This is a genomic window from Streptomyces sp. RK9, assembly GCF_045070545.1.
Lineage (GTDB): Bacteria > Actinomycetota > Actinomycetes > Streptomycetales > Streptomycetaceae > Streptomyces > Streptomyces alboflavus.
Genome location: NZ_CP173704.1, coordinates 958476 through 985053, shown reverse-complemented (window position 1 = coordinate 985053; position 26578 = coordinate 958476). Strand labels below are relative to the sequence as shown.

20 protein-coding genes and 1 riboswitch are annotated in these 26578 nt (G+C 71.5%); of the genes, 12 read left to right on the top strand and 8 right to left on the bottom strand.

Translation table 11 applies throughout. The features are described from left to right. Positions 1–227 precede the first annotated feature (227 nt). From AB6L24_RS24530 to AB6L24_RS24520, 3 genes are read right to left on the bottom strand one after another with little or no spacing between them, the layout of a single operon-like run. Positions 228–1460 (bottom strand): cystathionine gamma-lyase, encoded by a 1233-nt coding sequence (locus tag AB6L24_RS24530; protein ID WP_405658473.1) that lies wholly within the window; start codon positions 1458–1460, stop codon positions 228–230. Further along, a complete protein-coding gene (locus AB6L24_RS24525) occupies positions 1457–1990 on the bottom strand; it encodes a low molecular weight protein-tyrosine-phosphatase (protein ID WP_405658471.1) in 534 nt (177 codons plus the stop codon). Before AB6L24_RS24525 ends, AB6L24_RS24530 begins: the two co-directional genes overlap by 4 nt. Before the next feature lie 9 nt (positions 1991–1999). Beyond that, on the bottom strand, positions 2000–2380 hold the full coding sequence (locus AB6L24_RS24520) for a phage holin family protein (protein ID WP_030357804.1): 381 nt from the start codon (positions 2378–2380) through the stop codon (positions 2000–2002). Positions 2381–2451: 71 nt separating this feature from the next. Here AB6L24_RS24520 and AB6L24_RS24515 point away from each other — a divergent pair, with 71 nt between their 5' ends. From AB6L24_RS24515 to AB6L24_RS24500, 4 genes are all read left to right on the top strand, one after another. After that, entirely contained in the window at positions 2452–2769 is a 318-nt protein-coding gene (locus tag AB6L24_RS24515) for a cupin domain-containing protein (protein ID WP_030357805.1), read from the top strand. A 290-nt stretch (positions 2770–3059) separates the two neighbouring features. After that, a complete protein-coding gene (locus AB6L24_RS24510) occupies positions 3060–3275 on the top strand; it encodes a DUF5326 family protein (protein WP_030357806.1) in 216 nt (71 codons plus the stop codon). 390 nt (positions 3276–3665) lie between these two features. Further along, entirely contained in the window at positions 3666–4391 is a 726-nt protein-coding gene (locus AB6L24_RS24505) for an IclR family transcriptional regulator (protein WP_405658467.1), read from the top strand. Positions 4392–4492: 101 nt separating this feature from the next. Continuing rightward, on the top strand, positions 4493–4930 hold the full coding sequence (locus AB6L24_RS24500) for an SsgA family sporulation/cell division regulator (RefSeq protein WP_405658465.1): 438 nt from the start codon (positions 4493–4495) through the stop codon (positions 4928–4930). 72 nt (positions 4931–5002) lie between these two features. Here the strand turns inward: AB6L24_RS24500 and AB6L24_RS24495 are convergent, their stop codons facing one another. Further along, positions 5003–6397, bottom strand: coding sequence for a YibE/F family protein (locus AB6L24_RS24495; protein WP_405658462.1), 1395 nt, complete (start codon positions 6395–6397; stop codon positions 5003–5005). 71 nt (positions 6398–6468) lie between these two features. After that, a riboswitch (TPP riboswitch) is annotated at positions 6469–6623 on the top strand. Between AB6L24_RS24495 and thiC the strand changes: the two genes are divergently transcribed. Together thiC and AB6L24_RS24485 are read left to right on the top strand one after the other, a co-directional pair. Next, the gene (gene thiC / locus AB6L24_RS24490; RefSeq protein ID WP_405658460.1) at positions 6616–8397 is read left to right on the top strand and encodes a phosphomethylpyrimidine synthase ThiC; all 1782 of its coding nucleotides are present in this window, start codon (positions 6616–6618) and stop codon (positions 8395–8397) included. (Overlaps the previous riboswitch by 8 nt.) A gap of 82 nt (positions 8398–8479) precedes the next feature. After that, positions 8480–9922 (top strand): VWA domain-containing protein, encoded by a 1443-nt coding sequence (locus AB6L24_RS24485; protein ID WP_405658457.1) that lies wholly within the window; start codon positions 8480–8482, stop codon positions 9920–9922. Between the two features lie 303 nt (positions 9923–10225). Here the strand turns inward: AB6L24_RS24485 and AB6L24_RS24480 are convergent, their stop codons facing one another. The 3 genes from AB6L24_RS24480 to AB6L24_RS24470 all read right to left on the bottom strand — a co-directional run bounded on the left by AB6L24_RS24480 (position 10226) and on the right by AB6L24_RS24470 (position 14290). After that, complete coding sequence (locus tag AB6L24_RS24480; protein WP_405658454.1) at positions 10226–11119, bottom strand: hypothetical protein; 894 nt, start codon at positions 11117–11119, stop codon at positions 10226–10228. A gap of 245 nt (positions 11120–11364) precedes the next feature. Further along, positions 11365–12414 (bottom strand): metallophosphoesterase, encoded by a 1050-nt coding sequence (locus tag AB6L24_RS24475; protein ID WP_405663304.1) that lies wholly within the window; start codon positions 12412–12414, stop codon positions 11365–11367. 754 nt (positions 12415–13168) lie between these two features. Further along, positions 13169–14290 (bottom strand): LacI family DNA-binding transcriptional regulator, encoded by a 1122-nt coding sequence (locus tag AB6L24_RS24470; RefSeq protein WP_405658452.1) that lies wholly within the window; start codon positions 14288–14290, stop codon positions 13169–13171. 484 nt (positions 14291–14774) lie between these two features. On the opposite strand from AB6L24_RS24470, the gene hisC reads away from it, so the two are divergent. From hisC to AB6L24_RS24440, 6 genes are all read left to right on the top strand, one after another. Beyond that, positions 14775–15863 carry a histidinol-phosphate transaminase gene (gene hisC, locus AB6L24_RS24465; RefSeq protein ID WP_405658449.1) on the top strand — a complete coding sequence of 363 codons (1089 nt, stop codon included), beginning with the start codon at positions 14775–14777 and terminating at the stop codon, positions 15861–15863. A gap of 263 nt (positions 15864–16126) precedes the next feature. Continuing rightward, entirely contained in the window at positions 16127–17671 is a 1545-nt protein-coding gene (locus AB6L24_RS24460) for a cytochrome ubiquinol oxidase subunit I (protein WP_405658447.1), read from the top strand. Positions 17672–17685: 14 nt separating this feature from the next. Further along, positions 17686–18705, top strand: a complete 1020-nt coding sequence (gene cydB / locus AB6L24_RS24455; RefSeq protein ID WP_405658445.1) for a cytochrome d ubiquinol oxidase subunit II — start codon at positions 17686–17688, stop codon at positions 18703–18705. Between the two features lie 45 nt (positions 18706–18750). Then, positions 18751–22479, top strand: a complete 3729-nt coding sequence (cydD, locus tag AB6L24_RS24450) for a thiol reductant ABC exporter subunit CydD (protein ID WP_405658442.1) — start codon at positions 18751–18753, stop codon at positions 22477–22479. A 115-nt stretch (positions 22480–22594) separates the two neighbouring features. After that, a complete protein-coding gene (locus AB6L24_RS24445) occupies positions 22595–24331 on the top strand; it encodes a GAF domain-containing sensor histidine kinase (protein ID WP_405658440.1) in 1737 nt (578 codons plus the stop codon). 151 nt (positions 24332–24482) lie between these two features. Next, positions 24483–25607 (top strand): M23 family metallopeptidase, encoded by a 1125-nt coding sequence (locus tag AB6L24_RS24440; protein ID WP_405658437.1) that lies wholly within the window; start codon positions 24483–24485, stop codon positions 25605–25607. A gap of 42 nt (positions 25608–25649) precedes the next feature. Here the strand turns inward: AB6L24_RS24440 and AB6L24_RS24435 are convergent, their stop codons facing one another. Beyond that, positions 25650–26528: a Cof-type HAD-IIB family hydrolase gene (locus tag AB6L24_RS24435; RefSeq protein ID WP_405658434.1), complete on the bottom strand. Its 879-nt coding sequence runs from the start codon at positions 26526–26528 to the stop codon at positions 25650–25652. Positions 26529–26578 lie beyond the last annotated feature (50 nt).

The following is a 26578-nucleotide window of genomic DNA, read 5'->3' as shown; positions in this document are numbered from 1 at the left end:
CCTACTCCTTCAACTCCCCCTGTCGGTCCCCGGCGCCCGCCAACTATAAATTTGTCGATAGGTTGCTGTCGCTACTGTGATTGGACACTGACACAGAGTCAACTAGCCTTGTTCGGGCGGTTCTTCGCGCGCGGAACCGGGACAGTCCGAGCCACGAGGGGGGAGGCTCGGACTGTCCGTTGTACGTAGCCTGAATGGTTCGCCTGTGCGCGGCAGGGAGGGCGGTGTCAGGCCCTCGCCTCGTCCAGTGCCCGCAGCACATCCGTCACCAGGTCGTCCGCGTCCTCCGCGCCCGCGGAGAAGCGGATGAAGCCCTCCGGAACGGCGTCCCCGCCCCAGCGTCCGCGCCGCTCGGCGGTGGACCGTACGCCCCCGAAGCTCGTCGCGTCGTCCACGAGCCGCAGCGCGCCGAGGAAACGCTCGGCACCCGCGCGTGAGGGCAGTGCGAACGACACCACGCACCCGAAGCGCCGCATCTGCCGCGTCGCGAGCTGGTGCGAGGGGTCGTCGGGCAGGCCGGGATAGCGCAGGCCGGTCACGTCGCCGCGGTCGCGCAGGGCCTTCGCCAGGGCCAGGGCATTCGCGTTCTGCCGGTCGGCCCGCAGCTGGAGCGTCGCGAGAGAGCGGTGGGCGAGCCAGGCCTCCATCGGGCCCGGGACGGCGCCGACGATCTTGCGCCAGCGCCGGACGGCGGCCGTCAGTTCGGCGTCGCGGCAGGCCACGTACCCGAGCAGGAGATCGCCGTGCCCGGAGAGCTGCTTGGTGCCGCTGGCCACGGAGAAGTCGGCGCCGAGGTCCAGGGGACGCTGGCCGAGCGGGGTGGCGAGGGTGTTGTCGACGGCGACCAGGGCGCCGCGCGCGTGGGCGGCGTCGGCGAGGCGGCGGATGTCGCACACGTCGAGGCCGGGGTTGGAGGGCGTCTCGAGCCACAGGAGGCGGGCGCCGTCGAGGACGTCGAGCTGCGCGTCGCCGGCAGTGGGCGCGGTACGGACCTCGATGCCGTACGCCGTGAGCTGCTCGCGCACCAGCGGCAGCGCCTGATAGCCGTCGTCGGGCAGCACCACGGCGTCGCCCGCGCGGAGCTGGGAGAAGAGCACCGCCGAGATCGCGGCCATGCCGGACGCGAAGACCAGGGTCTCCACGGAGTCGTCCGCGGGGGATTCGAGCTCCCCGATGGCGCGCTCCAGGTGGGTCCAGGTCGGGTTCTCGTCGCGGCCGTAGGTGTACGGTCCGGTCGGCTCGCCGGGGAGGTGGAAGTGCGCGGCGAACACGGGGCCCGGCAGGGTCGGCTCGTACTTCGCCGGTTCGGGGAGGCCGGCCCGTACGGCGCGGGTGCCGTCGCCGAAGGCGGGCGTGGTGCTGTTCTCGCCGGTCAGGGGCGCGCCGGTGCTTTCGTCGGTGTGCGCGGGGGCGGCAGCGTGCCCCGGTATCCGCTCCGCTGCCCGCTCCTCGTCCGTCATGCCGCTCGTCCCTCCACCGCGTGCCGTACCGCGTCGAGCAGGCCCTCGCTCGCCGCCTCCACCATTGTCAGGCACTCGACGAAGCCGTCGGTGTCCCCGTAGTACGGGTCGGGGACGCCCAGGTCGCCGGCATCCGGGTCGTACGAGCGCAGCAGGCGCACCTTGTCCGCGTCCGCGGGCGTGGGGGCCAGGCGGCGCAGGGTGCGCTGGTGGCCCTGGTCCAGGGCGATCACCAGGTCGCGCCCGGCGAACCAGCCCGCCCGGAACTGGCGGGCCGCATGGCCGGTCTCGTAGCCCGCGGACTTCAGCACGGCGTCGGTGCGGGGGTCGGCGGGATCGCCCTCGTGCCAGCCGTCGGTGCCCGCGCTGTCCACCACGACGAGTCCGTCCAGGCCCGCGTCCCGGACGAGCGCGCGGAAGACCGACGCGGCCATGGGCGAGCGGCAGATGTTGCCGGTGCAGACGAAGCACACGGCGTACGGCGCGAGGACGGAGCCGGTGGACGGCGCGGGCGCGGAGGCGTGGGGCATGGGGCGGGGTCAGTCCTTGTGGTCGGGGAGGGCGACGTTCATCGCCCAGGACACGATCGAAATGATCAGGCCACCCAGTACGGCGGTCCAGAACCCCTCGACGTGGAAGCTGACGTCGAGCTTGTCGGCCAGCCACGAGGTGAGGAGCAGCATCAGGGCGTTGACCACCAGTGTGATCAGGCCGAGGGTCAGGACGAAGAGGGGGAAGGTCAGGACCTGCACCACGGGCTTGACCACGAAGTTCACCAGGCCGAACAGCAGGGCGACGACGAGCAGCGTGAGGGTCTTCTCGCCGGTGTTGTCTCCGGTGAGCGTGATCTTGTCGAGCAGCCACACGGCCACGGCCAGGGCCGCCGCGTTGGCGATCGTCTTGACTACGAAATTCTTCATGTGTCTGATCGTGGCAGACGTGAGGAAACAGTGGTCGGTCCACGACCTGGGGCAAGGGGCGCAGAAGAGCGATGAAGGCATTCCGACTGGACGAGCTGGAGGCGGAGCGGGCCGCCAACGACGGCGCGTATCTGCAGTTTCTGCGGGAGCGGAACATGTCGGTCGGGCTCTACGCGCTGGACGCGGGCGACAGCGACCCGCAGCAGCCGCACCGGCAGGATGAGGTGTACATGGTGGTCAGCGGCCGTGCGTCGATCACGGTCGGGATGGAGACGACGGAGGTCGCCCGCGGCAGCGTGGTGTACGTGCCGGCCGGGGTGCCCCACAAGTTCCACCACATCAGCGAGGACCTGCGGGTTCTCGTGGTGTTCTCGCCGCCGGAGCGGTGAGGCGGGGCTCGGGGCCGCGCGGCGCTCCGGGCGCTCCGGCCTCGCGCCCGCCCGGCTCTCAGGGCCTCGGCCTCAGGGTTCCCTAGGGGGAGAGTCAGGGGAGGGCAAGGGATCGCACGGCTCCGAACTGGCTTTTTCCGACCTAGCATCGAATGCGTGAAGTGGGAAATCTGCACAGGAGCGGAGTTTCCCGGCGGTCGCGGAGATCCCGTGGCACCGCGACAGCTGTCGTAGCGCGGTCGAAGCGCGGGCGGTAACAGAATCTGCGGAGAAAGGTAAGGACGAGGGCGATGCGAGAGATCTTCGCGGGTATGCCGTGGTGGGTGAAGTGGATCGCGGTGCCGGTCATCGCGCTGGTGGTCTTCGGCGGGCTGATAGCGAGCGTCGTCGGCTTCGTCTTCACCCTGCTCTTCAAGCTGCTGCTGTTCGTGGCCCTGGTGGGCGGACTCGTCTACGTCGTACGGAAGTTCATATCCAGCTCGTCCTCATCCCGAAGCGACTGGTGAAGTTCCGTAGCGCCCGGTGAAAGGGAAAGCAAGGGTTCCCTCCCCAGGGGGAAGTTTTCTGTCACAGCGCCCCTCACCGGTGGCCAAGGGTTAGAGTCCGAAAACCGACGCGGGGGGCGATCCCCGTAGGCGGGCCCACTACCCCCACTCGTCTGCCTCCGGGCGCGGGTGGATCCCCCTGTGCTTCGGGAGTGACCCATGGCCTCGGTTGACGACGCACCCCCGGACGTTCGGTCCGCCGACCCCGAAGGCAGGGACGCTTCGGGTGAAGGGCCGTCAACTCCCCTGAACAGAGGGCTTCTTACGGGCAGAGAACTCCTTGCGGGCAGCGGCCCCGGAGCGCCCTCCGACGCCGCTCCGGCGGGAGTCGGCCCCACCCTCATCGGCTCCGTGCAGCGAGCCATGCGCCTCCTGGAGGCCGCCGCCGCGCACCCCGGCGGTGCCCCCGCGAAGCAGCTGGCCCGTGAGGCGGGCCTGGCCCTGCCGACCGCGTACCACCTGCTGCGGACCCTGAGCCACGAGGGCTATCTGCGCCGGGAGAAGGGCGTGTTCGTGCTCGGCGACGCGGCGGAGCGGCTGAGCGCGGGAGCGGCGGAGCAGAACCGCCGGGCCATGATCGGCGAAACTCTGGAGTACTGGCGCGACGCCATCGGCGTTCCTGTGTACTTCGCCCTCTACCGCGACGGTGAGATCGAGATCGTGTCCGTCGCCGACACCGCGGGCAACCCGGCCGTCGAGGAGTGGGCCGACTTCCGCGAGACCGGCCACGCCCATGCCATCGGACAGTGCCTCCTCGCCCAACTCGACGACGCGGCACGGCGGGACCACCTCGACCGCCATCCGGTCCGCTCCCTCACCCCGAACACGGTGCGTGACGACCGGACGTTCCTGAGGCGGCTGGAAGCGGTGGGGCGGATGACGCCGGTGACGGAGCATCAGGAGTACGCGCTCGGGACGGTCTGCGCCGCGATCCCGGTCACGGTGGGCACCACCGCGGCCACGGTGGCGATCTCCGTTCCGTCGTCGCAGGCGAGCCGTCTGGCGCCGGCGACACGGCTGTTGCAGGAGGAGCTCGGAAAGCTACTAAGGACACTCGCCTTCTCTATCAGCATCTGAAAACTCACTCCTTGTGATCTGGTGTGTACGTTAAGCAAGATGCCATGAGTGTCAGGGAGTTGGTTCCTGCCACCACCAGGCTAATGACGGGGTAGGCGGCGATGCGCGAGTCGGTCCAGGCAGAGGTCATGATGAGCTTCCTTGTGTCGGAGGAGCTGTCGTTCCGCATCCCGGTGGAGCTGCGGTACGAGACGCGCGATCCCTATGCCGTGCGGCTGACCTTCCACCTCCCCGGCGATGTCCCGGTGACCTGGGCCTTCGGGCGGGAGCTCCTGGCCGACGGGGTGGGCAGGGCGTGCGGGGACGGGGATGTGCGGATCGCGCCGATCGACCCCGAGCACTCGGACGACGTGCTGATCCGGCTTCAAGTGGGCCAGGACCAGGCGCTGTTCAGGGTGAGCATCCCGCCGCTGCTCGCCTTCCTCGACCGGACGGACAAGCTGGTGCCGCTGGGGCAGGAGCGGACGCTCGTCGACTTCGAGACGCACCTCGACGAGGCCCTGGACCGGATCCTCGCGGAGGAGCAGAGCGCGGGCTGAGGGGCGGCGGTTCCTCGCAGGCCCTGACTGTCGGCAGTTCGGGGCATTTCATGGCATCGCCGTCGCAGAGTGTCACGTCTTGCGGCGGCGGCCCTTCCCGGCGAGGGAGGGGCGGCGAGGCGCAGGGCGGGCAGAGGGAGCGGTGGGCGCGGTGCCGGACGGCGGGGCCGAGGGGGGCTCTGCCGGGGCGGGGCCGGGGCCTGAGCGGTCGGCGGAGACGACCAGGGCCGCGAGGGCGGTGGTGACGGGGACGGAGGCGACGAGGCCGATGGAGCCGATGAGGGTGCGGACGATCTCCTCGGCGACCAGTTCGCTGTTGGCGACGGTGCCCACGCTGCTCTGGGCGATGGAGAAGAGCAGCAGGAGGGGGAGGGCGGCGCCCGCGTAGGCGAGGACGAGGGTGTTGACGACCGAGGCGATGTGGTCGCGGCCGATGCGGATGCCCGCGCGGTACAGGCCGCGCCAGCCCATCGACGGATTGGCCTGGTGCAGCTCCCAGACCGCGGAGGTCTGGGTGACGGTGACGTCGTCGAGGACACCGAGCGAGCCGATGATGACGCCCGCGAGCAGCAGGCCGCTCATGTCGATGTCGGGGTAGAGACCGTGGATCAGGCCGGTGTTGTCGTCCGTGTTGCCGGTCAGGGAGGCCCAGCCGATGAACAGGGAGCCGAGCAGGCCGATGAGCAGGAGGGAGATCAGGGTGCCGAGCACCGCGACCGAGGTGCGCGCCGTCAGGCCGTGGCACATGTAGAGCGCGCACAGCATGATCGCGCTCGCGCCGATCACGGCGACGACCAGGGGGTTCGAGCCCTGCAGGATCGCGGGGAGGATGAAGAAGGTCAGGACCAGGAAGCTCACCGCGAGGGCGACCAGGGCCATGACGCCGCGCAGCCGTCCCACCACGACGACGGCCAGGGCGAAGATGCCGGCGAGCAGGGCCATCGGGAGCTTGCGGTTCACGTCGGTGACCGAGTACTGGAGGTCCTTGGGGGCCTTGGGCTCATAGGCGACCACCACGTCCTGGCCCGCGCGCAGCTGCCGGGGGGAGTCCGGCTGGACGATCTCGGTGAAGGTGCGGCCCTTGTCCGGGCCGCTGGTGACCTTGACCGTGGCCCGGCCGCAGGTGCCCTCCGCGCGGGACTGGGCGGACTGGCCCTCGGCGGTGGAGGTGTCGCCGTTGGGCGGGGTCTGCGAGGCGTTGAGGTCCTTGCAGGGGAGCTTCTCCAGCTTCGTCACGGTGGCCGACTGGGTCTGCCGGTCGAAGCCGACTCCGGTGCGTTCGTGGGCCGGGGCCCCGCCGGGCCACAGCACCACGAGGCCGACGAGGACCGCGGTGGCGAACGGGATCAGGACGGCGGCGATGACCTTGCGCAGATGCTGGGACACGGGGGCTGCGGGGCCGTGGCTGTGGGAGTGGCCGTGCGGCTCCTGGGCGGGGGGTCCGGTGGGCGGCTGTGTGGTGGTCACGGCCCGATCATCGCAAGAACGGTGGGGGCCCTCTGTTCACCGCGCCCGACAGGACGCTAGCGTGGAGGCACCTTTGCAATCGCGGGAGCTCGGAGCACCGGGCTGAGAGGGCGCTGACCTCCGTACGAACGGCCACGAACCGGTTCGTACCGTACGGAAGCCGCTGCGTCGACCGCCGAACCTGTTACCGGGTAATGCCGGCGTAGGGAGTAGGTCTCATGACCATCAAGGACGCACGCACGCCTGCCTCAAGCACGCCCGAGGGCGCGGAGGCCGGGAAGTCCATCGGCTGGCACAAGGCGTACGTCGAGGGCTCGCGCCCCGACCTGCGGGTGCCGGTCCGCCAGGTGCACCTCACCAACGGCAAGGCGGTCACGCTGTACGACACCTCGGGTCCGTACACCGACCCGTCGGCCGAGACGGACGTCCGCCGCGGTCTGCCGCCGCTGCGGGAGAACTGGATCATCGCCCGCGGCGACACCGAGGAGTACGCGGGCCGCCCGCCCCGTCCCGAGGACGACGGCATCAAGCACACCTCGCCGCGCGGCGGGCTCAAGAACCTCGACGCGGTCTTCCCCGGCCGCCCGCGCCAGCCGCGCCGGGGCCGCGCGGGTCAGGTGGTGACGCAGCTCGCGTACGCCCGTCGCGGCGAGATCACACCCGAGATGGAGTTCATCGGGATCCGCGAGAACATGGACCCCGAGATCGTGCGTGCCGAGGTCGCCGCGGGCCGTGCCGTGATCCCGGCGAACGTGAACCACCCGGAGATCGAGCCGATGGTCATCGGCAAGAAGTTCCTGGTGAAGGTCAACGCCAACATCGGCAACTCCGCGGTCACCTCCTCCATCGAGGAGGAGGTGGACAAGATGACCTGGGCGACCCAGTGGGGCGCGGACACGGTCATGGACCTGTCCACGGGGCGCAACATCCACACGACCCGTGAGTGGGTCCTGCGCAACTCCCCCGTGCCGATCGGCACCGTGCCGCTCTACCAGGCCCTGGAGAAGGTCGACGGCCGGGCCGAGGAGCTGAGCTGGGAGATCTACAAGGACACGGTCATCGAGCAGGCCGAGCAGGGCGTGGACTACATGACGGTGCACGCGGGCGTGCGCCTTCCGTACGTCCCGCTGACCGCCAACCGCAAGACGGGCATCGTCTCGCGCGGCGGCTCGATCATGGCGGCGTGGTGCCTCGCGCACCACAAGGAGAGTTTCCTGTACGAGCACTTCGAGGAGCTGTGCGAGATCCTCGCGGCGTACGACGTGACGTACTCGCTCGGCGACGGCCTTCGCCCCGGTTCGATCGCGGACGCCAACGACGAGGCGCAGTTCGCGGAGTTGCGCACGCTCGGGGAACTCAACCAGATCGCCAAGCGTCATAACGTACAGACGATGATCGAGGGCCCCGGTCACGTCCCGATGCACAAGATCAAGGAGAACATCGACCTCCAGCAGGAGATCTGCGAGGAGGCGCCGTTCTACACGCTCGGCCCGCTCACCACGGACATCGCGCCCGCGTACGACCACATCACCTCCGGCATCGGCGCCGCGATGATCGGCTGGTGGGGCACGGCGATGCTCTGCTACGTCACGCCCAAGGAGCACCTCGGCCTGCCCAACCGCGACGACGTGAAGACCGGCGTCATCACGTACAAGATCGCGGCCCACGCGGCGGACCTCGCCAAGGGTCACCCGGGCGCACAGGACTGGGACGACGCCCTCTCCGACGCGCGCTTCGAGTTCCGCTGGGAGGACCAGTTCAACCTGGCCCTCGACCCGGTCACGGCCCGGGAGTTCCACGACGAGACGCTGCCCGCCGAGCCCGCGAAGACGGCGCACTTCTGCTCGATGTGCGGGCCGAAGTTCTGCTCGATGAAGATCTCCCAGGACATTCGCCGTGAGCACGGCACGACGAAGACGGAGATCGAGGAGGGCATGGAACAGAAGTCGAAGGAGTTCGCGGCCGCGGGGAACCGGGTGTATCTGCCGTTGGCCGAGTGAGCGGGGCGGACGGGGGCGGTAAGCGGGCGGTGATTGGTGGAAGGCGGTTTCCCCGGGCTGGGGGGATCGGCAGACTGGGCGTATGACTGCCAGTTCCTTGAGCAAGGGTGCCAATCTTCCCGTCGGGTCGGCGGCGGTGCGTGCGGAGCTCGGCTGGGGTGAGGGGCCCGGTGGGCCCACCGCCGATGCCTCGGCGCTGCTGCTCACCGCCGCCGGACGCGTGCGTGACGACGCTGACTTCGTGTTCTACAACCAGCCGCGGCACGCGTCCGGCGCCGTGCGGCACCTGGGGAAGCAGAGTGCCGCCGGCGTCACCACGGACACGGTCGAGGTGGATCTGCGGTCCCTGGAGAGCGGCGTCGAGCGGGTGTTGCTGTGCGCCTCGGCCGACGGGGGGACGTTCGGGCAGCTCACCGGGCTCACGTTGCGGCTGCTCGACTCCGTCACCGGGAGCGAGTTGGCCCGCTTCGAGATGACCGCGACGTCGGAGACGGCGTTCATAGGTGGCGAGTTGTATCTGCGGGGCGGGCAGTGGAAGTTCCGCGCGGTGGGTCAGGGGTACGACTCCGGGCTCGCCGGGCTCGCCACCGACTTCGGCATCACGGTGGACGAGGAGGAGCCGGCCGCTCCGGCGCAGCCTGTTGCCCCGGCGGCTCCCGCGCCTCCGGTGGCGCCCCCTGCCCCCGCACCTCCTGCAGCCCCGGCCCCGCCCATCACCCCCGCCGCCCCGACCACCCCCTCACCCCCCTCCTCCACCCCCCGCCTCACCAAGGGCGAGGAGCTGCTCCCCGTCGACATGCGCAAGCGCCTCTCGCTGCGCAAGGAGCAGGTGGCCGTCAGCCTGCGCAAGCGTGGGGCTGAAGGGGTCACCGCGCGCGTCATCCTCGTGCTCGACGCCTCCGGTTCCATGTCGTTCCTGTACTCCAAGGGCATCGTGGCCGATGTCGTGGAGCGGATGGCCGCCGTGGCCGCGCAGTTGGACGACGACGGGGAGATGCAGGCCTGGACGTTCGCCTCGCACCCCGCGCGGTTGCCCGATCTGCGGCTCGGGGAGCTGCCGGACTGGCTGAAGTTCCACGTCCGCGTCGGGGAGGTCGGCATCTTCCGCCGGGGCAAGCGGAAGAAGGGCCTGCGGGACGACCAGGTCGACATGCGGGACGTCGGCATCCAGAACGAGGAGCAGCGGGTGATCGCCCAGGTCCGGGCGTACGTACGGGAGAACCCGGCCGCCGCGCCCACGCTGGTGCTCTTCTTCTCCGACGGGGGCGTCTACCGCAACAACGAGATCGAGCGGGAGCTCAGGGACGCCGTGGAGGAGCCGATCTTCTGGCAGTTCGTGGGGCTCGGCAAGTCCAACTACGGGGTGCTCGAACGGTTCGACACGCTGCCGGGCCGCCGCGTCGACAACGTCGGGTTCTTCGCGGTGGACGACATCAGCACGGTGCCCGATCCGGAGCTGTACGACCGGCTGCTCTCCGAGTTCCCGGACTGGATGAGGGCCGCGAAGCGGGAGGGCATCATCTGAGGAAGGGGAGCCCTGAGACCAGGGAGCCCTGAGACCAGGGAGCTTTGAGGGCAGGGGGGCACAGGGGGACCCACGCGGGGCCGCCTGCGCGGCGAGGGCGGGCCTTCGCGCCGCCGTCCGCCGACAGCGGCGCACCGAAGCCCCATGCCGGGGGCTTCCGGCCCGTGTTCGACCGGCCGGCCGCCGTTGCCGGCCGTCCTCTCCGGTGCCGGTCCCTGACTGACCGACGTCCGGTTCATGTCCCCCGGCGACCGGCCTGATCCAGTCGCCGGGCGGCCTCGCGGAGGGTCCGCGGGGTCCGGGCTACTCCGGTGGATGCTCCGGGCCGCCGTAGTCCGGACTGGAGAAGTCCGGGCTGCTGTAGCTCGGGCGCGTCCCGGTCGTCGAGCCGCCGTCCGGGCTGCTGAATCCTGGCCTGTGATAGCCGAGTTGGGGCATGCGTCCGGCCTGTCCCGCCGAGGACGCGCGGGCCGCGGACGCCGTCTTGGTGTCCGGGGCCGTCAGCGCCTCGTGCAGGAAGGGCAGGATGCCGCGCTCCAACAGTGCCTGGCACCAGGCTTCCCTGGCCCGGTCCACCTCTTCGTTCCGCTCATGGTGCGAGCCTGCCTGGAGCGAGGTGGAGCCGTTGCGCAGGGCGGTGATGAGCAGACCGACCGCGGCGACCAGGATGGCGCCTGCCGTGAGCGCGCCGAACAGCCACCCGGCGGTGAGCAGGGTGTCCGCGAAGGCGGGCTCGGGGTCGAGCATCTTGAGGATGTAGCCGACGAGCAGGAAGATCGCGGCGGCCGTCCCGGCGAGGACGGGCGCGAGCACCGCGATCACGGCGACCAGTCCGGCGCCCGCGGTTTCGGTGACCTCGCCCATGGTGGTGGCGAGGCCGATTCCGCCGGAGCCGGACTCGGTCGAGCTGGAACTGGAACTGGATCCGTTCCCTTCACGGATCGACGTGGACGATGAGGGTCCGGGGTCGCGCAGTTCCTCACGGACCTTCACGTAGTGGTGATACTCGGTCGCGGCGGCGGCCGTGATCAGTGCGGTGGCGTTGAGAGCCATCGTGCGCAGTTGCTCGGGGTTGAGTCGCTGGCCCACCGCGGCCAGCTCCGGGCGGTTCGGTGCGGTGCGCAGCGCCTCATCGAGGACCCGCTCGTACTGGGGACGGTCCTCATTGAGCAGGTGTGGAGCGCTGTTCATGTGCATCCCCCGATGCTCCGTAGGGCTTGGGGCTCGCATGGCTACGAGCCGTCGGGCAGAAACGGAGGGGAGCCTGCTACGGATAAGGCGATGGTAGAGCGGTGACGGCACGCGGTGACAGGGGTTATGAAGAATTGGCCCGCTGGCCAGCGAGATCCTGCTAACGCGGCACGTGCCGCGTGAACGTTCAGTCGTACGGGTTCACGCGCGCATGCCTGTGCGAGTCCGCGCGTGGGATGACTCGTGAACGTTCAGTTCGCCAGCGGGAGTTGGCAGACCAGCAGCTTTCCGGCCATGGTCACGCCGCCGTCCATGGCGATGGCCAGGCCGTCGGCGTAGACGTGCGGGCCCTCGATGACGGGGCGGCCGTCGTCGTCGCCGTCGTACTCGGAGCCGACCTCGCCGAGGAGGTACGGGATGGGGCTGTGGCCGTGGACGATGCGGGTGCCGCCGTACATGTCGAGGAGTTCGCGTACGGCCGCGGGTCCTGAGTCGTCGCGGAAGGCGAAGCGCTTGGTGAACTTGCGGAACAGGTCCCAGTATTCGTCGGCGTCGTTGCGGGTCAGCGCCTCGTGGATGGTGTCGTTGACCTCTTCGATGGAGTCGCCGTAGTCGAGGTAGGCGGTGGTGTCGGAGTGCACGAGCAGATGCCCGTCCTCCTCCTCGATGGCGTCGAGGCGCGCCATCCACTGCAGGTGGTGGTCCTCCAGGCGTTCCATGTCGGTCTTCTGACCGCCGTTCAGGAGCCAGGCGGCCTGGAACGTGGCCGTGCCCGCGCCGGAGTTGACCGGGGTGTCGCCGAACTTCTTGGCGCCGATGAGCAGCAGCTCGTGGTTGCCCATGAGGGCCTTGCAGTAGCCGCCCGCCGCGGCGGCCTCGGCGGACAGGCGCATGACCAGGTCGATGACGCCGATGCCGTCGGGCCCGCGGTCGGTGAAGTCGCCGAGGAACCACAGCCGGGTGTTGCCCGCGGCCCAGCGCCCGTCCGCGTCGATCAGTCCTTCGTCGGCGAGGGCGGCGACGAGCTCGTCCAGGTACCCGTGCACGTCGCCGACGACGTACAGCGGACCCATGCCCTCCGCGTCGGGCGCGGGCGGCGGCTCGGGCATCTCGCGCACCTCGACCTGCACGGTGTCGCCGCGGTTGATGATGGGCAGGTCGCGCTCGGTCGGCGTGTAGCCGTCCGGGGCCTCGCCGGCGGAGCCGGGGTGCGCGGGCGCGTTCTGCGCCGTGGGGCGCGTGGGAGCGGCGTGCGCCACGGTGTGCGCCGGGCCCCGCTGTTCCACGGGGTGCTGTTCCACGGGCCGGGCGGCCGACGGCTGCGTCTGTACGGGGGCGGGGGCGGCGGCGCCGAGAGGATCCACCGGACCGGTCTGGGCGGGGACGTGAGCGGCGAGGCGGGTGGGTGCGTGGGGGGCGGTGTGTCCGGGGGCGGGGGCCTGGCCGGCGGCGGGAACCTGACCTACGGCGGCGGGCGCCTGCCCGGCGGCGGGAGTCCGACCCACAGCCGTGGGTGCCTGCCCAGTGACGGGAGCCTGACCCACCCCGGGGCCGTGCCCGACCTGCGCCGCCTGCCCCTGTCCGGAAACCGGGGCCTGACGGCCGACGGGAGCGCCAACGGGAGCCTGCCCGGCGGCCGGAGGCACCCGCTCGCCCGCGGACTCGGCGCCCGCGGCAGGCTCCGCGCCCAGGGACTCCTGGGCCTGGTCGCCGTCCGACACGGCCCGGCCGGTCTCACGGACGCCTTCATAGACGTACGCGGGCACGCGGAAGTCGCGCAGCGTCGCCGTCCGCACCTCGGGTCCCTGACCGGCCCCCTGAGTCATCGACCCCTCCACCACCATCGCGCCGCATCTGCACCGGGATCGGACTGCCTGGTCGCAGTGGCCCGCGGTGTCGTCCGCCCATCATAGGAATGCGGCTGTCTCTGTGTGGTGCACCAGGGGTGGTGAATCGGTGCCGAGCCCCAGTTCACCGAGGTTTTCTCCCGAATTGGCCCGAGGTTTCCCCCTCTTTTCCCGCAGGTCGCGGGCCCCGGGCCGGTCGTCGGGGAGGTCAGCCCTGGCCGGGCGACCGCGGCGGGCTGACCGTCGTACGTGGCGGACGTCGCTCGGACGAGGTGCGCACGATCAGTTCGGTCGGTATCACCTGCTCGATGGGCCGGCCCGCGTCGAGGCCCTCGATGGCGTCGATGAGGAGCTGGACGACGGCGGTGCCGATCCGCCGGGGCTTCAGGGAGAGCGTGGTGATCGGCGGCTCGGTGGTGGCGTAGACGGTCGACTCGCTGCAGCACACGAGCAGCAGGTCGTCCGGTACGCGCAGGCCGTAGCGGCGGGCCGCGGCGAGCAGGTCGGTGCCGTTCGGGTCGAACAGGCCGTACACGGCGTCGGGCCGGTCGGGCCTGGCGAGCAGCCGGTCGGCGGCGACGGCGCCCGCGCACGGGTCGTGCGCGGGGTAGGACTCGTAGACCGGGTCCTGGCCCACGCGCTCGCACCAGCGCAGATAGGCGGTGGTGGAGAGGCGGGTGTAGGTGTCCGTGGTGGTGCCGGTGAGGAGGCCGATGCGGCGCGCCCCGGCGGCCGCGAGGTGTTCGAGGATCTCCAGGACCGCGGCCTCGTGGTCGTTGTCGACCCAGGCCGTGACCGGCAGCGACCCGGCGGGCCGCCCGTCGGAGACCACCGGAAGCCCCTGCCGCACCAGCTCGCTGACCACCGGGTCGTGGTCGGAGGGGTCGACGACGACGGTGCCGTCGAGGGCGACGTTCGACCACACGTCGACCGGGCTGCGGCGCGAGGTGGCGGGGAGGATGACCAGGGCGTAGCCCCGGGCGAGGGCGGCCGAGGTCGCCGCTCTCGCCATCTCCGCGAAGTACGCGAATTCCGTGAAGGTGAAAGGTTCATCCCCGTACGTCGTCACGGTGAGGCCGATGAGGCCCGACTTTCCGGTACGGAGTGTTCGGGCCGCGGCCGACGGGCGGTAGCCCAGGCGGTCGGCGACCTCGCGGACATGGCGTCGCGTGGCGTCGGGCAGCCGCCCCTTGCCGTTGAGTGCGTCGGAGACAGTCGTGATCGAGACACCGGCTGCGGCGGCGACGTCTCTGATGCCTGCTCGGCTCTGCCGGTTGCCCCGGCGGGCGGTCTCCGCTCGGCTCACCTGGTGCTTCCCTGCTGCTGTCATGGCGAGCCGATAGTAGGGCTCATGAGGGTGGGTAGTGCGGACGCATATGCACCCATTGACAGGCACGTTTCTGCATGGCGGAAAACGCCCAATGACCTTCGAAACAAAGGGAGTTGGGCGTTCAGGGAGGTATCGCTCCCTTGTCGTCGCGCAGGGGCCTGCCAAATGGCCGAGGTCTCGAAGAGGTCTCAACTCACCTTCACGGGTGATGCGCGCCACGGAGTGAGCCACCGGCGCGCGCCGCTGCCAGGAGCGCTCCCCCTGTTTCGTGCGCTGCCGCCCCCCGGAGACGGCTTCCGGTGTACGTCCCCGGCGGCTGATGCGTACGGTGGCAGTGGGCCCCGTGCGGTCGCGGCTCAAACCTGTCGCCGCCCGGCCCCGGGGGCGTCCTGCCCAGCCGGGAGCCGTCACCCCATTCGCAGGGGCGCCGAATCCTCATAGGGTGAGAATCATTGAAGACCGGATGATCACGAGGAGGACCGCGGTGAGCGAGACGAGCCCCAGGCTGCGCGCCGAGCTGGAGGGTATCCCCGCCTACAAGCCGGGCAGGAACGCCGAGACCGGCGAGGGCGGCGGCCCCGTCGTGTACAAGCTGTCCTCCAACGAGAACCCCTACCCGCCGCTCCCCGGCGTCATGGAGCGCGCCGTCGCGGCGGCCGGCTCCTTCAACCGCTACCCGGACTACGGCTGCGACCGTCTCCTGAACGAGATCGCGGACCGCTTCGGGGTGCCCGTCTCGCACGTCGCCACCGGCGTCGGCTCGGTCGGCCTCTCCCAGCAGCTGGTCACGGCGACGGTCACGCCCGGCGACGAAGTGGTGTACGCCTGGCGGTCCTTCGAGGGGTACCCGGTCGTCACCACGGTCGGCGGCGGCAAGTCCGTGATGGTGCCGCTGGCGCCGGGTGAGGTCCACGACCTCGACGCGATGGCCGACGCGATCACCGACCGCACCCGCCTGATCTTCGTCTGCAACCCGAACAACCCCACCGGCACGGTCGTCAAGAAGGCCGATCTGGTGCGGTTCCTGGACCGGGTGCCGAAGGACATCCTGGTCGTCATCGACGAGGCGTACGTGGAGTTCGTCCGCGACCCCGAGACGCCCAACGGCCTGGAGCTGTACCGGGACCGGCCGAACGTCTGCGTCCTGCGCACCTTCTCCAAGGCGTACGGCCTCGCCGGTCTGCGGGTCGGCTTCGCCATCGCCCATGAGCCGGTGGCCGCGGCGCTGCGCAAGACCGCGGTGCCCTTCGGTGTGAACCAGCTCGCGCAGGACGCGGCCGTGGAGTCGCTGCGGTCCGAGGACGAGCTGCTCGGCCGGGTCGGCGCGCTGCTCGGGGAGCGGACGCGGGTGCAGGACGCGCTGCGGGGGCAGGGCTGGACGGTGCCCGAGACCCAGGCGAACTTCGTCTGGCTGCGTCTTGGCGACCGGACGGCTGACTTCGCGGCCGCCTGTGAGACGGCCGGAGTGATCGTGCGGCCGTACCCGGGTGAGGGCGTCCGGGTCACGATCGGCGAGACCGAGGGCAACGACATCTTCCTGAAGACGGCGGAGGCGTTCCGCAAGGAGCTCTAGCCCTCCCGGGCCGGGAGGGGACGTGACTCGCGAGGTGGCAGCCGCCGCCTCGCGAGTTTCTTTGTGCGGGCAGTGGCCGGTCGTCGACCCCCTGGCCCGTTCCCGTCGGTAAGGGGGACCCCCCTGACAAGCGTCGACCGTACGTGCGACATAATGCTTGTGAATGTGAACGCGTTCACAAGCGTGTCCCAGTTGCTCCAGGGATGTCCCTGACATAAGGGGCACACTGCCGCGTAGACCACGGCACGTAAGGAGAAGTCGACGTGGACCTGGCTCTGGCGCCGGAAACACTGGCGCGATGGCAGTTCGGCATCACCACCGTCTACCACTTCCTCTTCGTCCCCCTGACGATCTCCCTGGCCGCCCTCACGGCGATCCTCGAGACAGCGTGGGTGCGGACGGGCAAGGAGCACTACCTCAGAGCCACCAAGTTCTGGGGCAAGCTGTTCCTGATCAACATCGCGATGGGCGTCGTCACCGGCATCGTGCAGGAGTTCCAGTTCGGCATGAACTGGTCCGACTACTCGCGCTTCGTCGGCGACGTCTTCGGCGCCCCGCTGGCCTTCGAGGCCCTGATCGCCTTCTTCTTCGAGTCGACCTTCATCGGTCTGTGGATCTTCGGCTGGGACAAGCTGCCGAAGAAGCTGCACTGCGCGACGATCTGGATGGTGTCGATCGGCACGATCCTGTCGGCGTACTTCATCATCGCCGCGAACGCCTTTATGCAGCACCCGGTCGGCTACAGGATCACGGAGCGGGACGGCAAGAAGCGCGCCGAGCTCACCGACTTCGCGAAGGTGCTGTTCCAGGAGACGACGCTCGTCAACTTCTTCCACGTCATCGCGGCGACCATCCTGGTCGGCGGCGCCTTCATGACCGGCATCGCGATCTTCCACCTGCGCAAGAAGCAGCACATCCGCACCATGCGGATGTCGCTGCGGCTCGGCCTGGTGACCGCGTTCGTCGGCACCCTGCTCACCGTGATCAGCGCGGACACGCTCGGCAAGGTCATGTACGAGCAGCAGCCGATGAAGATGTCGGCTGCCGAGGCCCTGTGGGAGTCCGAGAAGCCGGCGCCGTTCTCGCTCTTCGCGTACGGCGACGTCGCCAAGGGCCACAATGAGGTCGCCATAGAGATCCCCGGGGTCCTCTCCTTCCTCGCGAAGAACAACTTCAGCGCGGAGATCCCCGGCATCAACGACCTCAACAAGGAAGCCCAGGAGAAGTTCGGCCCCGGCGACTACCGGCCGAACATCCCCACCGCGTACTGGTCCTACCGCTGGATGATCGGCTTCGGCGGCGTCTCGATGGCCCTGTGCACCGCCGGACTCTGGCTCACCAGGCGGAAGTTCTGGCTCGCCCCCGAGCACCACACCGGCGCGGACGACGTACCGAAGCTGATGCTCACCAAGAACAAGGAGCTGGCGCCGAAGCTCGGGATCTGGTGGTGGCGGCTCTCGCAGTGGACGCTGATCTTCCCCCTCATCGGCACCGCCTGGGGCTGGATCTTCACCGAGACGGGCCGTCAGCCCTGGGTCGTCTACGGCGTCCTGAAGACCGAGGACGCGGTCTCCCCCGGTGTCTCGCAGGGTGAGGTCCTCACCTCGCTGATCGTCTTCACGCTGATCTACGCGATCCTCGCCGTCATCGAGGTCAGGCTGCTCCTCAAGTACCTCAGGAAGGGCCCGCCCGAGCTGACCGAGGCCGACCTCAACCCGCCCACCAAGATCGGCGGCCCGCCCGGCGGGGCGAGCGCGGACAGCGACGCCGACGCCGATGCCGACCGGCCCATGGCCTTCTCGTACTAAGGAGCTGGGCGCACATGGAACTGCACGACGTCTGGTTCGTCCTGATCGCCGTCCTGTGGATCGGCTACTTCTTCCTCGAAGGCTTCGACTTCGGGGTGGGTGTCCTCACCAAGCTGCTCGCCCGCAACCGGACCGAGAAGCGTGTTCTGATCAACACCATCGGTCCGGTCTGGGACGGCAACGAGGTGTGGCTGCTCTCGGCGGGCGGCGCGACCTTCGCGGCCTTCCCCGAGTGGTACGCGACGCTGTTCTCCGGCTTCTATCTGCCGCTGCTGCTCATCCTGGTCTGCCTGATCGTGCGCGGTGTCGCCTTCGAGTACCGGGCGAAGCGGCCCGAGGAGCGCTGGCAGACCAACTGGGAACACGCGATCTTCTGGACCTCGCTGCTCCCGGCGCTCCTGTGGGGCGTGGCCTTCGGCAACATCGTGCGCGGCGTGAAGATCGACGCGCAGAAGGAGTACGTGGGCAACTTCTGGGACCTGCTCAACCCGTACTCGATCCTGGGCGGTCTGGTCACGCTCACGCTGTTCACCTTCCACGGCGCGGTGTTCACGGCGCTGAAGACGGTGGGCGACATCCGGATGCGGGCCCGGAAGCTGGCGCTCGCCCTGGGGCTGCTCACGGCGGTGCTCGCGCTCGGCTTCCTCGGCTGGACCCAGGTCGACAACGGTGACGGCAAGAGCCTGGCCGCGATGATCGTGGCGGTGGTGGCCCTGGTCGCGGCCATCGTGGCGATCCAACTCGGCCGCGAGGGATGGTCATTCGCCTTCTCGGGACTGACCATCGTCGCCGCCGTGGCGATGCTCTTCCTGACGCTCTTCCCGAACGTCATGCCGTCGTCGCTGAACGAGGACTGGAGCCTCACGGTCACCAACGCCTCGTCCACGCCCTACACCTTGAAGATCATGACGTGGTGCGCGGGCATCGCGACCCCGGTCGTGCTGCTCTACCAGTCGTGGACCTACTGGGTGTTCCGCAAGCGCATCGGTACGCAGCACATCGCGCCGGACCTTCCGGCCGACACCGCGCACTGAGCCAACTCTCCGTACGCCCAAGCTCCTTGGGAGGGTGTGTTTCACGTGAAACCGATCGACCCGCGTCTGCTCCGGTACGCCCGCTCCACCCGTGTCTTCCTGGCCGCGGTGGTGGTCCTCGGCCTGGCCGGGGCGGGGCTGGTCGTCGCCCAGGCCATGCTGATCGCCGAGATCGTGGTGGGCGGTTTCCAGCACGGCTACGGCGTCGGTGCGGTGCGGACACCGCTGGCCCTGCTCGTGGCCGTGGCCGTGGGCCGGGCGGCGGTGTCGTGGCTGACCGAACTCGCCGCGCACCGGGCGAGCGCGGCGGTCAAGTCGGAGCTGCGGGGCCGGCTCCTGGAGCAGGCGGGGGAGCTGGGCCCGGGGTGGCTGAGCGGTCAGCGGACGGGGTCCCTGATCACCCTGGCCACGCGGGGCGTGGACGCCCTCGACGACTACTTCTCGCGCTATCTGCCGCAGTTGGGGCTCGCCGTGGTGGTCCCGGCGGCCGTGCTGCTCCGGGTGGTCACCGAGGACTGGGTGTCCGCGGCGATCATCGTGGGCACGCTGCCGCTCATCCCGATCTTCATGATGCTGATCGGCTGGGCCACCCAGGCCCGGATGGACCGCCAGTGGCAGCTGCTCTCCCGGCTGTCCGGGCACTTCCTGGACGTGGTCGCGGGCCTGCCCACGCTGAAGGTGTTCGGCCGGGCCAAGGCGCAGGCCGAGTCGATCCGGAAGATCACCGGGGAGTACCGGCGGGCGACGATGCGGACGCTGCGCATCGCGTTCCTGTCGTCGTTCGCCCTGGAACTGCTCGCGACGATCTCGGTGGCCCTGGTCGCCGTCACCATCGGCATGCGGCTCGTCCACGGGAACATGGAGCTGTACGACGGCCTGGTGATCCTGATCCTCGCGCCCGAGGCGTATCTGCCGCTGCGGCAGGTCGGCGCGCGGTATCACGCGGCGGTCGAGGGAGTGGCCGCGGCGGAGGAGATCTTCGCCGTCCTTGAGGCGCCGGTCCCGGCCGGGGGCAAGGGAGTTGTGCCCGCGGCCGGTGCGGTCGGCGTGGCGGTGGACGGGGTGACCGTCCGGTACCCGGGGCGGGCGGTCGACGCTGTCCGCGGGGTGTCGTTCGCGGTCGAGCCCGGGGAGACGGTGGCCCTGGTGGGGCCCAGCGGGTCGGGCAAGTCGACCCTCCTGAACGTGCTGTTGGGCTTTGTGCGGCCCACTGCGGGGCGCGTCCTCGTCGGGGGCGCCGACCTCGCCGACGTGTCCCTCGACGGGTGGCGGGAGCGGGTCGCCTGGGTGCCGCAGCGGCCGCACCTGTTCGCCGGGACCGTCGCCGAGAACGTGCGCCTCGCCCGCCCCGGGGCGGCGGACGCGGACGTCGTGGAGGCGCTGCGGGCCGCGGGCGCCGGGGAGTTCGTGGCCGGGCTGCCCCGGGGCGTCGAGACCGTCCTGGGGGAGGACGGGGCCGGGCTCTCCGCCGGGCAGCGGCAACGGATCGCGCTGGCCCGGGCGTTCCTCGCCGACCGGCCCGTGGTGCTCCTGGACGAGCCGACCGCCGCGCTGGACGGGGAGACCGAGGCGGGCATCGTCGAGGCGGTGCGGAGGCTGGCCGTGGGCCGGACCGTGGTGATGGTGGTCCACCGGCCCGCGTTGCTGGGGGTCGCCGACCGGGTGGTCCGGGTGGATGCCGTGGTGGGCGGGGCCGACGACGGCGATGTCAACGGTGGTGGTGGGCTCGGCAGTCGCGAGGGCGGCGAGGGCGGCGGGGCCGAGCTGGGTGGCCGCGCGGCCCCCGGGGCCGGGAGCGGTGGCCGTGAGGGCGGCGCCGACCGTGACGGCGGCGGTGCGGGATCCGCTTCCGTGGGCGGCGACTTGCTCGGTCAGGCCGTCTCTCTCGGTGAACGGGCGGGCGCGAGGGAGGGTTCCCTTCGGCAGGGCGGGGATCTGGCCCGGGTGCGGGCGGCGGCGCGGCAGCGCAAGGGCAGGCTGGCGCTGGCCCTGCTCCTCGGGAGCCTCGCCGTCGGCAGTGCCGTGGGGCTCATGGCCACCTCCGGGTGGCTGATCTCGCGGGCCTCCGAGCAGCCCCCGGTGATGTTCCTGATGATCGCCGTCACGGCGACCCGCGCCTTCGGCATCGGACGGGCCTGCTTCCGGTACGCCGAGCGCCTGGTGTCGCACGACGCGGTGCTGCGGATGCTGGCCGACACCAGGGTCGCGGTGTTCCGGCGCCTGGAACGCCTCGCTCCGGCGGGCCTGCGGACGACCCGGCGCGGCGACCTGCTGTCCCGCCTCGTCGCCGACGTGGACGCCCTCCAGGACTACTGGCTGCGCTGGCTGCTGCCCGCGGGCGCCGCGGCCGCCGTCGGCCTGGGAGCCGTCGGCTTCACCGCCTGGCTGCTCCCGGAGGCCGGCGCCGTCCTCGCCGTGGGCCTGCTGGCCGCCGGGGTGGGCGTGCCCCTGGTGAGCGGCGCCGTCGCCCGCCGCGCGGAGCGCAGGCTGGCCCCCGCGCGCGGGGTGCTCGCCACGAGGGTCGCCGACCTGCTCACGGGGACGGCGGAACTGACGGTTGCGGGCGCCCTGCGCCGGCGTACCGACCGGGCGAAGGAAGCCGACGCCGAGCTCACCCGGATCGCCTCCCGGACGGCGGCCGCCACCGCGCTCGGCGACGGGCTCACCGCGCTGGCCACCGGCCTCACCGTGGCCGCCGCGGCCCTCGTCGGCGTCCAGGGCCTGCACGACGGGCGGCTCAGCGGCGTCGCGCTCGCCGTGGTCGTCCTCACCCCGCTCGCCGCGTTCGAGGCCGTCCTCGGGCTGCCGCTCGCCGTGCAGTACCGCCAGCGCGTCCGCAAGAGCGCCGAGCGGGTCCACGAGATCCTCGACGCCCCCGAACCCGTCCAGGACCCCGCCGAGCCCGCACAGGCCCCACGGACGCCCTTCCCGCTGCGCCTGGACGCGCTGCGAGCCCGCCACGAGGGCCAGGAGCGGGACGCGCTCGCGGACGTCTCCCTCACCCTGGAGCGCGGCCGTCGCGTCGCCGTGGTCGGCCCGTCCGGGTCCGGCAAGACCACGCTCGCCCAGGTCCTGCTGCGCTTCCTCGGCACATCCGAGGGGACGTACACGCTGGGCGGCACGGACGCGACGGCGCTCGACGGCGACACCGTGCGCCGCTTCGTCGGCCTGTGCGCCCAGGACGCCCACGTCTTCGACAGCTCCGTGCGCGAGAACCTGCTGCTCGCACGCAAGGACGCGAGCGACGACGAGCTGTACGCGGCGCTCGGACGGGCCCGGCTCGACGGCTGGGTGGCCTCCCTGCCCGACGGGCTCGACACGCTCGTCGGGGAACACGGGGCACGTCTCTCCGGAGGCCAGCGGCAGCGCCTGGCGCTCGCCCGCGCCCTGCTCGCCGACTTCCCCGTCCTCGTACTCGACGAGCCCGCCGAACACCTCGACCTGCCGACCGCCGACGCCCTCACCGCCGACCTGCTCGCGGCCACGGAGGGCCGGACGACGCTGCTCATCACGCACCGGCTCGCCGGGCTCGACGCGGTGGACGAGGTGCTCGTCCTGGACGAGGGGCGGGTCGCGCAGCGCGGGGCGTACGCGGAGCTGGTGGCCGTGGACGGGCCGCTGCGGCGGATGCGGGAGCGGGAGTCGGCGGGGGACGCGCTGGCCGGGGTCGGGGCTGGTGTCGGGGTCTCGGCCGGAGCCGGGGCTGGCGTCGAGGCCGGGGTCGCGACCGGCGCCGGTGTCGAGGTCGCAGCCAGGATCGGGATCGGGGGCTGACGGTGAGCGTGACGGCCTCGGTGGGCGGGTGACGCCGATGGCCGCCGTCCGCCGGGGCCTGGGGCCGGTGAAGGTTCGACTTTCCACGGCAAATCGGACTAACTACGCTCAAGGCATGTCCGTCCCCCCGGCCCCCGCCCCCACCCCGCCTCCCGAAGGCAGCCCGGACCCGGCGGAGGTCGCGGGCCAGGCGACCCGCAGCCTCCAGGGGCTGTCGACCGAGCTGACCGCGCGCGTACCGCAGCTCCTGGAGGCGATGCGTTCCGTCGGCACCGGCCTGGAGCTGCACACCACCCTGGACCGCATCTGCGAGACCGCGGCCGAGCTCACGGACGCCCGCTACGCGGCCATCGGCGTCGTCTCCGAAGACGGCGACGGGCTCGCCGACTTCGTCTACCACGGCATCGACGAGGCGGCCGCGGCCCGCATCGGCCGCCTCCCCGACGGACACCGCGGGCTGCTCGGCGCGCTCATCCACCAGCCGGAGACGCTGCGCCTCGCCGACCTGGCGTCCGACCCGCGCTCCTGCGGCTTCCCCGCCCACCACCCGCCGATGCGCGGTTTCCTGGGGGTGCCGATCCGCGTCCAGGGGGAGATCTTCGGCAACCTCTACCTCACGGAGAAGCGCGACGGCGGCGAGTTCAACGACTACGACGTGCACATGGTGCGCGTCCTCGCCACGGAGGCGGGCATCGCGATCGGCAACGCGCGCCTGTACGAGGCCGCCAAGCAGCGCGAGCGGTGGATCGACGGCTCCGTGGCGGTCACCACGGCGCTGCTGTCCGGCTCCGACGCGGAGGACGCCCTCGCGGTGGTCGCGGAGCAGGCGCGCCATCTGGCCGACTCGGCGGCGGGCATCGTGCTGCTGCCCGACGAGGAGGGCGGCATGGAGATCGTCGCCGTGTCCTCGGACCGGCCCAGCGGGGCGCTCGGCGTGGTGGTGCCTCCGGAGAGCCGCATCATCGCCGACCTGCTCGACGGCCGGGCCGTGTTCATCGACGACGCGGCCACCGACCCGCGCATCATGACCGACCTCGCGCGCGGCTACGGGCCCGCGATGATGCTGCCCCTGCAGAGCGACGGCCGGGTGCTCGGGACGCTCGTCACGCCCCGCGAGCGGGGGGCACGCCCCTTCACCGAGGCCGAGCGGACCCTGGCCGCCCAGTTCGCCTCGCAGGCCGCCCTCGCGCTGATGATGGCCGAGGCGCAGCGCGACCGGGAGCGCCTCGCCGTCTACGAGGACCGCGACCGGATCGCCCGCGATCTGCACGACCTCGTCATCCAGCGGCTCTTCGCCACCGGGATGATGCTGGAGAGCGCCCAGCGGCGGTCCGTCGTGCCGGAGGTGCAGCAGGGCGTCGGCAAGGCCGTCGACGAGCTGGACGTGACGATCCAGGAGATCCGTACGGCCATCTTCGCGCTCCAGCAGGGGCCCGCCGAGGCGCCCGCGGGCCTGCGCACCCGCGTCCTGCGCGAGATCAACATGGCGGCCGTGCCGCTCGGCTTCAAGCCCTCCCACCACTTCGTGGGCCCCGTCGACACGGTCGTCGGGGAACTCACCGGCAAGAACCTCATCGCGGCCCTCCGCGAGGCACTCTCGAACGCCTTCCGGCACGCGGCGGCCGCCCGCATCGACGTCGTCGTCGACGCCACGCTGGTCCTGCCGGACGGGGCGCGGGGCGTCCGCCTGACCGTCGCGGACGACGGCGTCGGCATCACGGAGGGCGGCCGCCGCAGCGGCCTGAAGAACCTCAAGCGGCGCGCGGAGTCCCTGGGGGGCGCCAGTTGGTACGGGCCGGGCATCGGGGACGACGGGAGCGGGACGACGGTGGTGTGGCAGGCGCCGTACTGATGCGGGCGGGGGCGCCTTCGGGGCTGCCCGGCGGGGGCCCGTTCGATGCGCCCCTGTTCGGCGGTACCGCGTGCCCCGTACGGGTCACCGGGTCCCCCGCGCGTACGAGTTCCCCAGGCGCCGCGCGCCCGTGCGGGCAACGATCCGGGACATGCGTCCGCTGCCTTGCCGCCCCCTCGTCGCACCGGTTCTGCCGGTCCTGCTCTGCGCGCTCGTCGCTCTCGGCGTGCCCGGAGCGGCGGCCGCCGACGGACCCGACGGACCCGACGGAAGCGGCGGGACCGCTGGGAACACCGGGAGCACCGGGACCGCCGGCAGTGAAGGGCACGGCGGGCCGAGCGCCAGCGTGAAGGTGGCGCGCCTCTACGTAGAGGCCCAGTCGGCCACCGCGCGCTACGAAGCCGGGCGCCGGGCCGCCGGAGTGCAGCGCGCCCGCGTCGAGCACCTGGAGCGGCTGCTCGCCAAGGAGCGGTACGAGGTCTCCGTGCTGCACGACGACCTGGGCCGGATGGCCACCGCCCAGTACCGCACCGGCGGCGGCCTGCCGCTCACCGCGCGCCTGCTGCTCGCGGACAACCCCGACGAACTGCTGCGCGGCAGGCGCGTCGTCGGGCAGGCGGACCTCGCCGTCACCAACACCGTGGCCCGGACCCAGCGCGCCGCGGCCAGGCTCGCCACGGCCCGGCGGTCCGCCACCCGCGCCCGGGACGTGCTCGACCGCCGTGAGGCGCGCCTCGCCCGGCTGAAGCGGGACATCGAGGCGAAGCTGGAGTCGGCGCGGTGGACCCTCCAGGAGGAGGCCGACGCGTCGGCCGCGGCGGGCCGGTGCCGGGGCGCCGTCCGGCTCGCGCAGCCGGAATCGTCGTCTACGCGCGCGTGGGTGACGCCCGTGGAGTCGTACGAGCTGTCCGCGGGCTTCGACAGCGCGGGCGCGCGCTGGGCGTCACGGCACACCGGGCAGGACTTCGCCGTCGGCATCGGCGCCCCGGTGCGGTCCGTGGGCGCCGGGCGGGTCGTGCGGGTGGCGTGCGGCGGCGGCTTCGGCGTGGAGGTCGTGGTGCGGCACGAGGACGGCTCGTACACGCAGTACGCGCACTTGGCGTCCGTCGCCGTCGACCAGGGGGAGCGGGTGCGCACCGGCCAGTGGGTCGGCCAGGCGGGCACCACCGGCAACTCGACGGGACCGCATCTGCACTTCGAGACCCGGGTGACACCGGACCTGGGCTCGGGGGTGGATCCGGTGGGATGGCTCGCGGAGCGCGGGGTGGGGCTCTAGGGCCTGTCCGATGGGTCGGCGCGGCGTCGCGTCGGACAGGCCCTAGGGCGTGCTCTGCCGCTCGGCCAGTATTCGCTCGATGACCACGGCCACGCCGTCCTCGTTGTTGGCGACCGTGCGGCCCGACGCCGCCGCGATCACGTCCGCGTGGGCGTTGCCCATGGCGTACGAGACACCGGCCCAGGTGAGCATCTCGATGTCGTTCGGCATGTCTCCGAAGGCGACGACTTCCTCGTGGCTGATGCCGCGCTCGGCGCAGCACAGGGCGAGGGTGCTGGCCTTGGAGACGCCGGGGCCGCTGATTTCCAGGAGCGCGGTGGGGCTGGACCGGGTGATCTCCACTCGGTCGCCCACGGCCACCCGGGCCAGGGTCAGGAACGCGTCCGGCGAGAGGTCGGGGTGGTGGGCGAGGACCTTGAGGACGGGCTGGTCGGCGCTGTCGGACTCGGCCCTGAGGAGCTTCTCGGCGGGCGCGACGCTGACCGCGGGGTCCAGGTGCAGCGGCGGGTAGGACGGTTCGTGGTGCACCCCGCCGGTCCGCTCGATCGCGAAGGACGTGCCGGGCGCCGCCGCGCGGAGGATGCCGATCACGTCCAGGGCCACGGCCGGGTCGAGCTCCCGCACCATCACGAAGCGGTGGCTGCCGGGGCCGCCGTGCAGGTCGACCACCGCGGCGCCGTTCCCGCAGATGGCCAGGCCGTGGCCGTGCATGTGGTCGCTGACGACGTCCATCCAGCGGGCCGGGCGCCCGGTCACGAAGAAGACCTCGATCCCGGCGGCCTCGGCGGCGGCGAGCGCGGCGACGGTGCGCTCCGAGACGGACTTGTCGTCGCGCAGCAGCGTGCCGTCCAGGTCCGTGGCGATCAGCCGGGGCGGAACGGCGGGGGCCGGCACGTGGGGCCGCGGGGTGGTTGGGGTCACGTACGCGATTGTCCCGCATATGCGCGCACGGGTGTGTGGCGGGGCGCACA

Bases quoted from the DNA above. Each gene is read 5' to 3' on its own strand.
- AB6L24_RS24530 (WP_405658473.1), bottom strand. From the start codon at position 1,460: ATGACGGACGAGGAGCGGGCAGCGGAGCGGATACCGGGGCACGCTGCC.
- AB6L24_RS24525 (WP_405658471.1), bottom strand. From the start codon at position 1,990: ATGCCCCACGCCTCCGCGCCCGCGCCGTCCACCGGCTCCGTCCTCGCG.
- AB6L24_RS24520 (WP_030357804.1), bottom strand. From the start codon at position 2,380: ATGAAGAATTTCGTAGTCAAGACGATCGCCAACGCGGCGGCCCTGGCC.
- AB6L24_RS24515 (WP_030357805.1), top strand. From the start codon at position 2,452: ATGAAGGCATTCCGACTGGACGAGCTGGAGGCGGAGCGGGCCGCCAAC.
- AB6L24_RS24510 (WP_030357806.1), top strand. From the start codon at position 3,060: ATGCGAGAGATCTTCGCGGGTATGCCGTGGTGGGTGAAGTGGATCGCG.
- AB6L24_RS24500 (WP_405658465.1), top strand. From the start codon at position 4,493: ATGCGCGAGTCGGTCCAGGCAGAGGTCATGATGAGCTTCCTTGTGTCG.
- thiC (WP_405658460.1), top strand. From the start codon at position 6,616: ATGACCATCAAGGACGCACGCACGCCTGCCTCAAGCACGCCCGAGGGC.
- AB6L24_RS24485 (WP_405658457.1), top strand. From the start codon at position 8,480: ATGACTGCCAGTTCCTTGAGCAAGGGTGCCAATCTTCCCGTCGGGTCG.
- AB6L24_RS24480 (WP_405658454.1), bottom strand. From the start codon at position 11,119: ATGCACATGAACAGCGCTCCACACCTGCTCAATGAGGACCGTCCCCAG.
- AB6L24_RS24470 (WP_405658452.1), bottom strand. From the start codon at position 14,290: ATGACAGCAGCAGGGAAGCACCAGGTGAGCCGAGCGGAGACCGCCCGC.
- cydB (WP_405658445.1), top strand. From the start codon at position 17,686: ATGGAACTGCACGACGTCTGGTTCGTCCTGATCGCCGTCCTGTGGATC.
- AB6L24_RS24445 (WP_405658440.1), top strand. From the start codon at position 22,595: ATGTCCGTCCCCCCGGCCCCCGCCCCCACCCCGCCTCCCGAAGGCAGC.
- AB6L24_RS24440 (WP_405658437.1), top strand. From the start codon at position 24,483: ATGCGTCCGCTGCCTTGCCGCCCCCTCGTCGCACCGGTTCTGCCGGTC.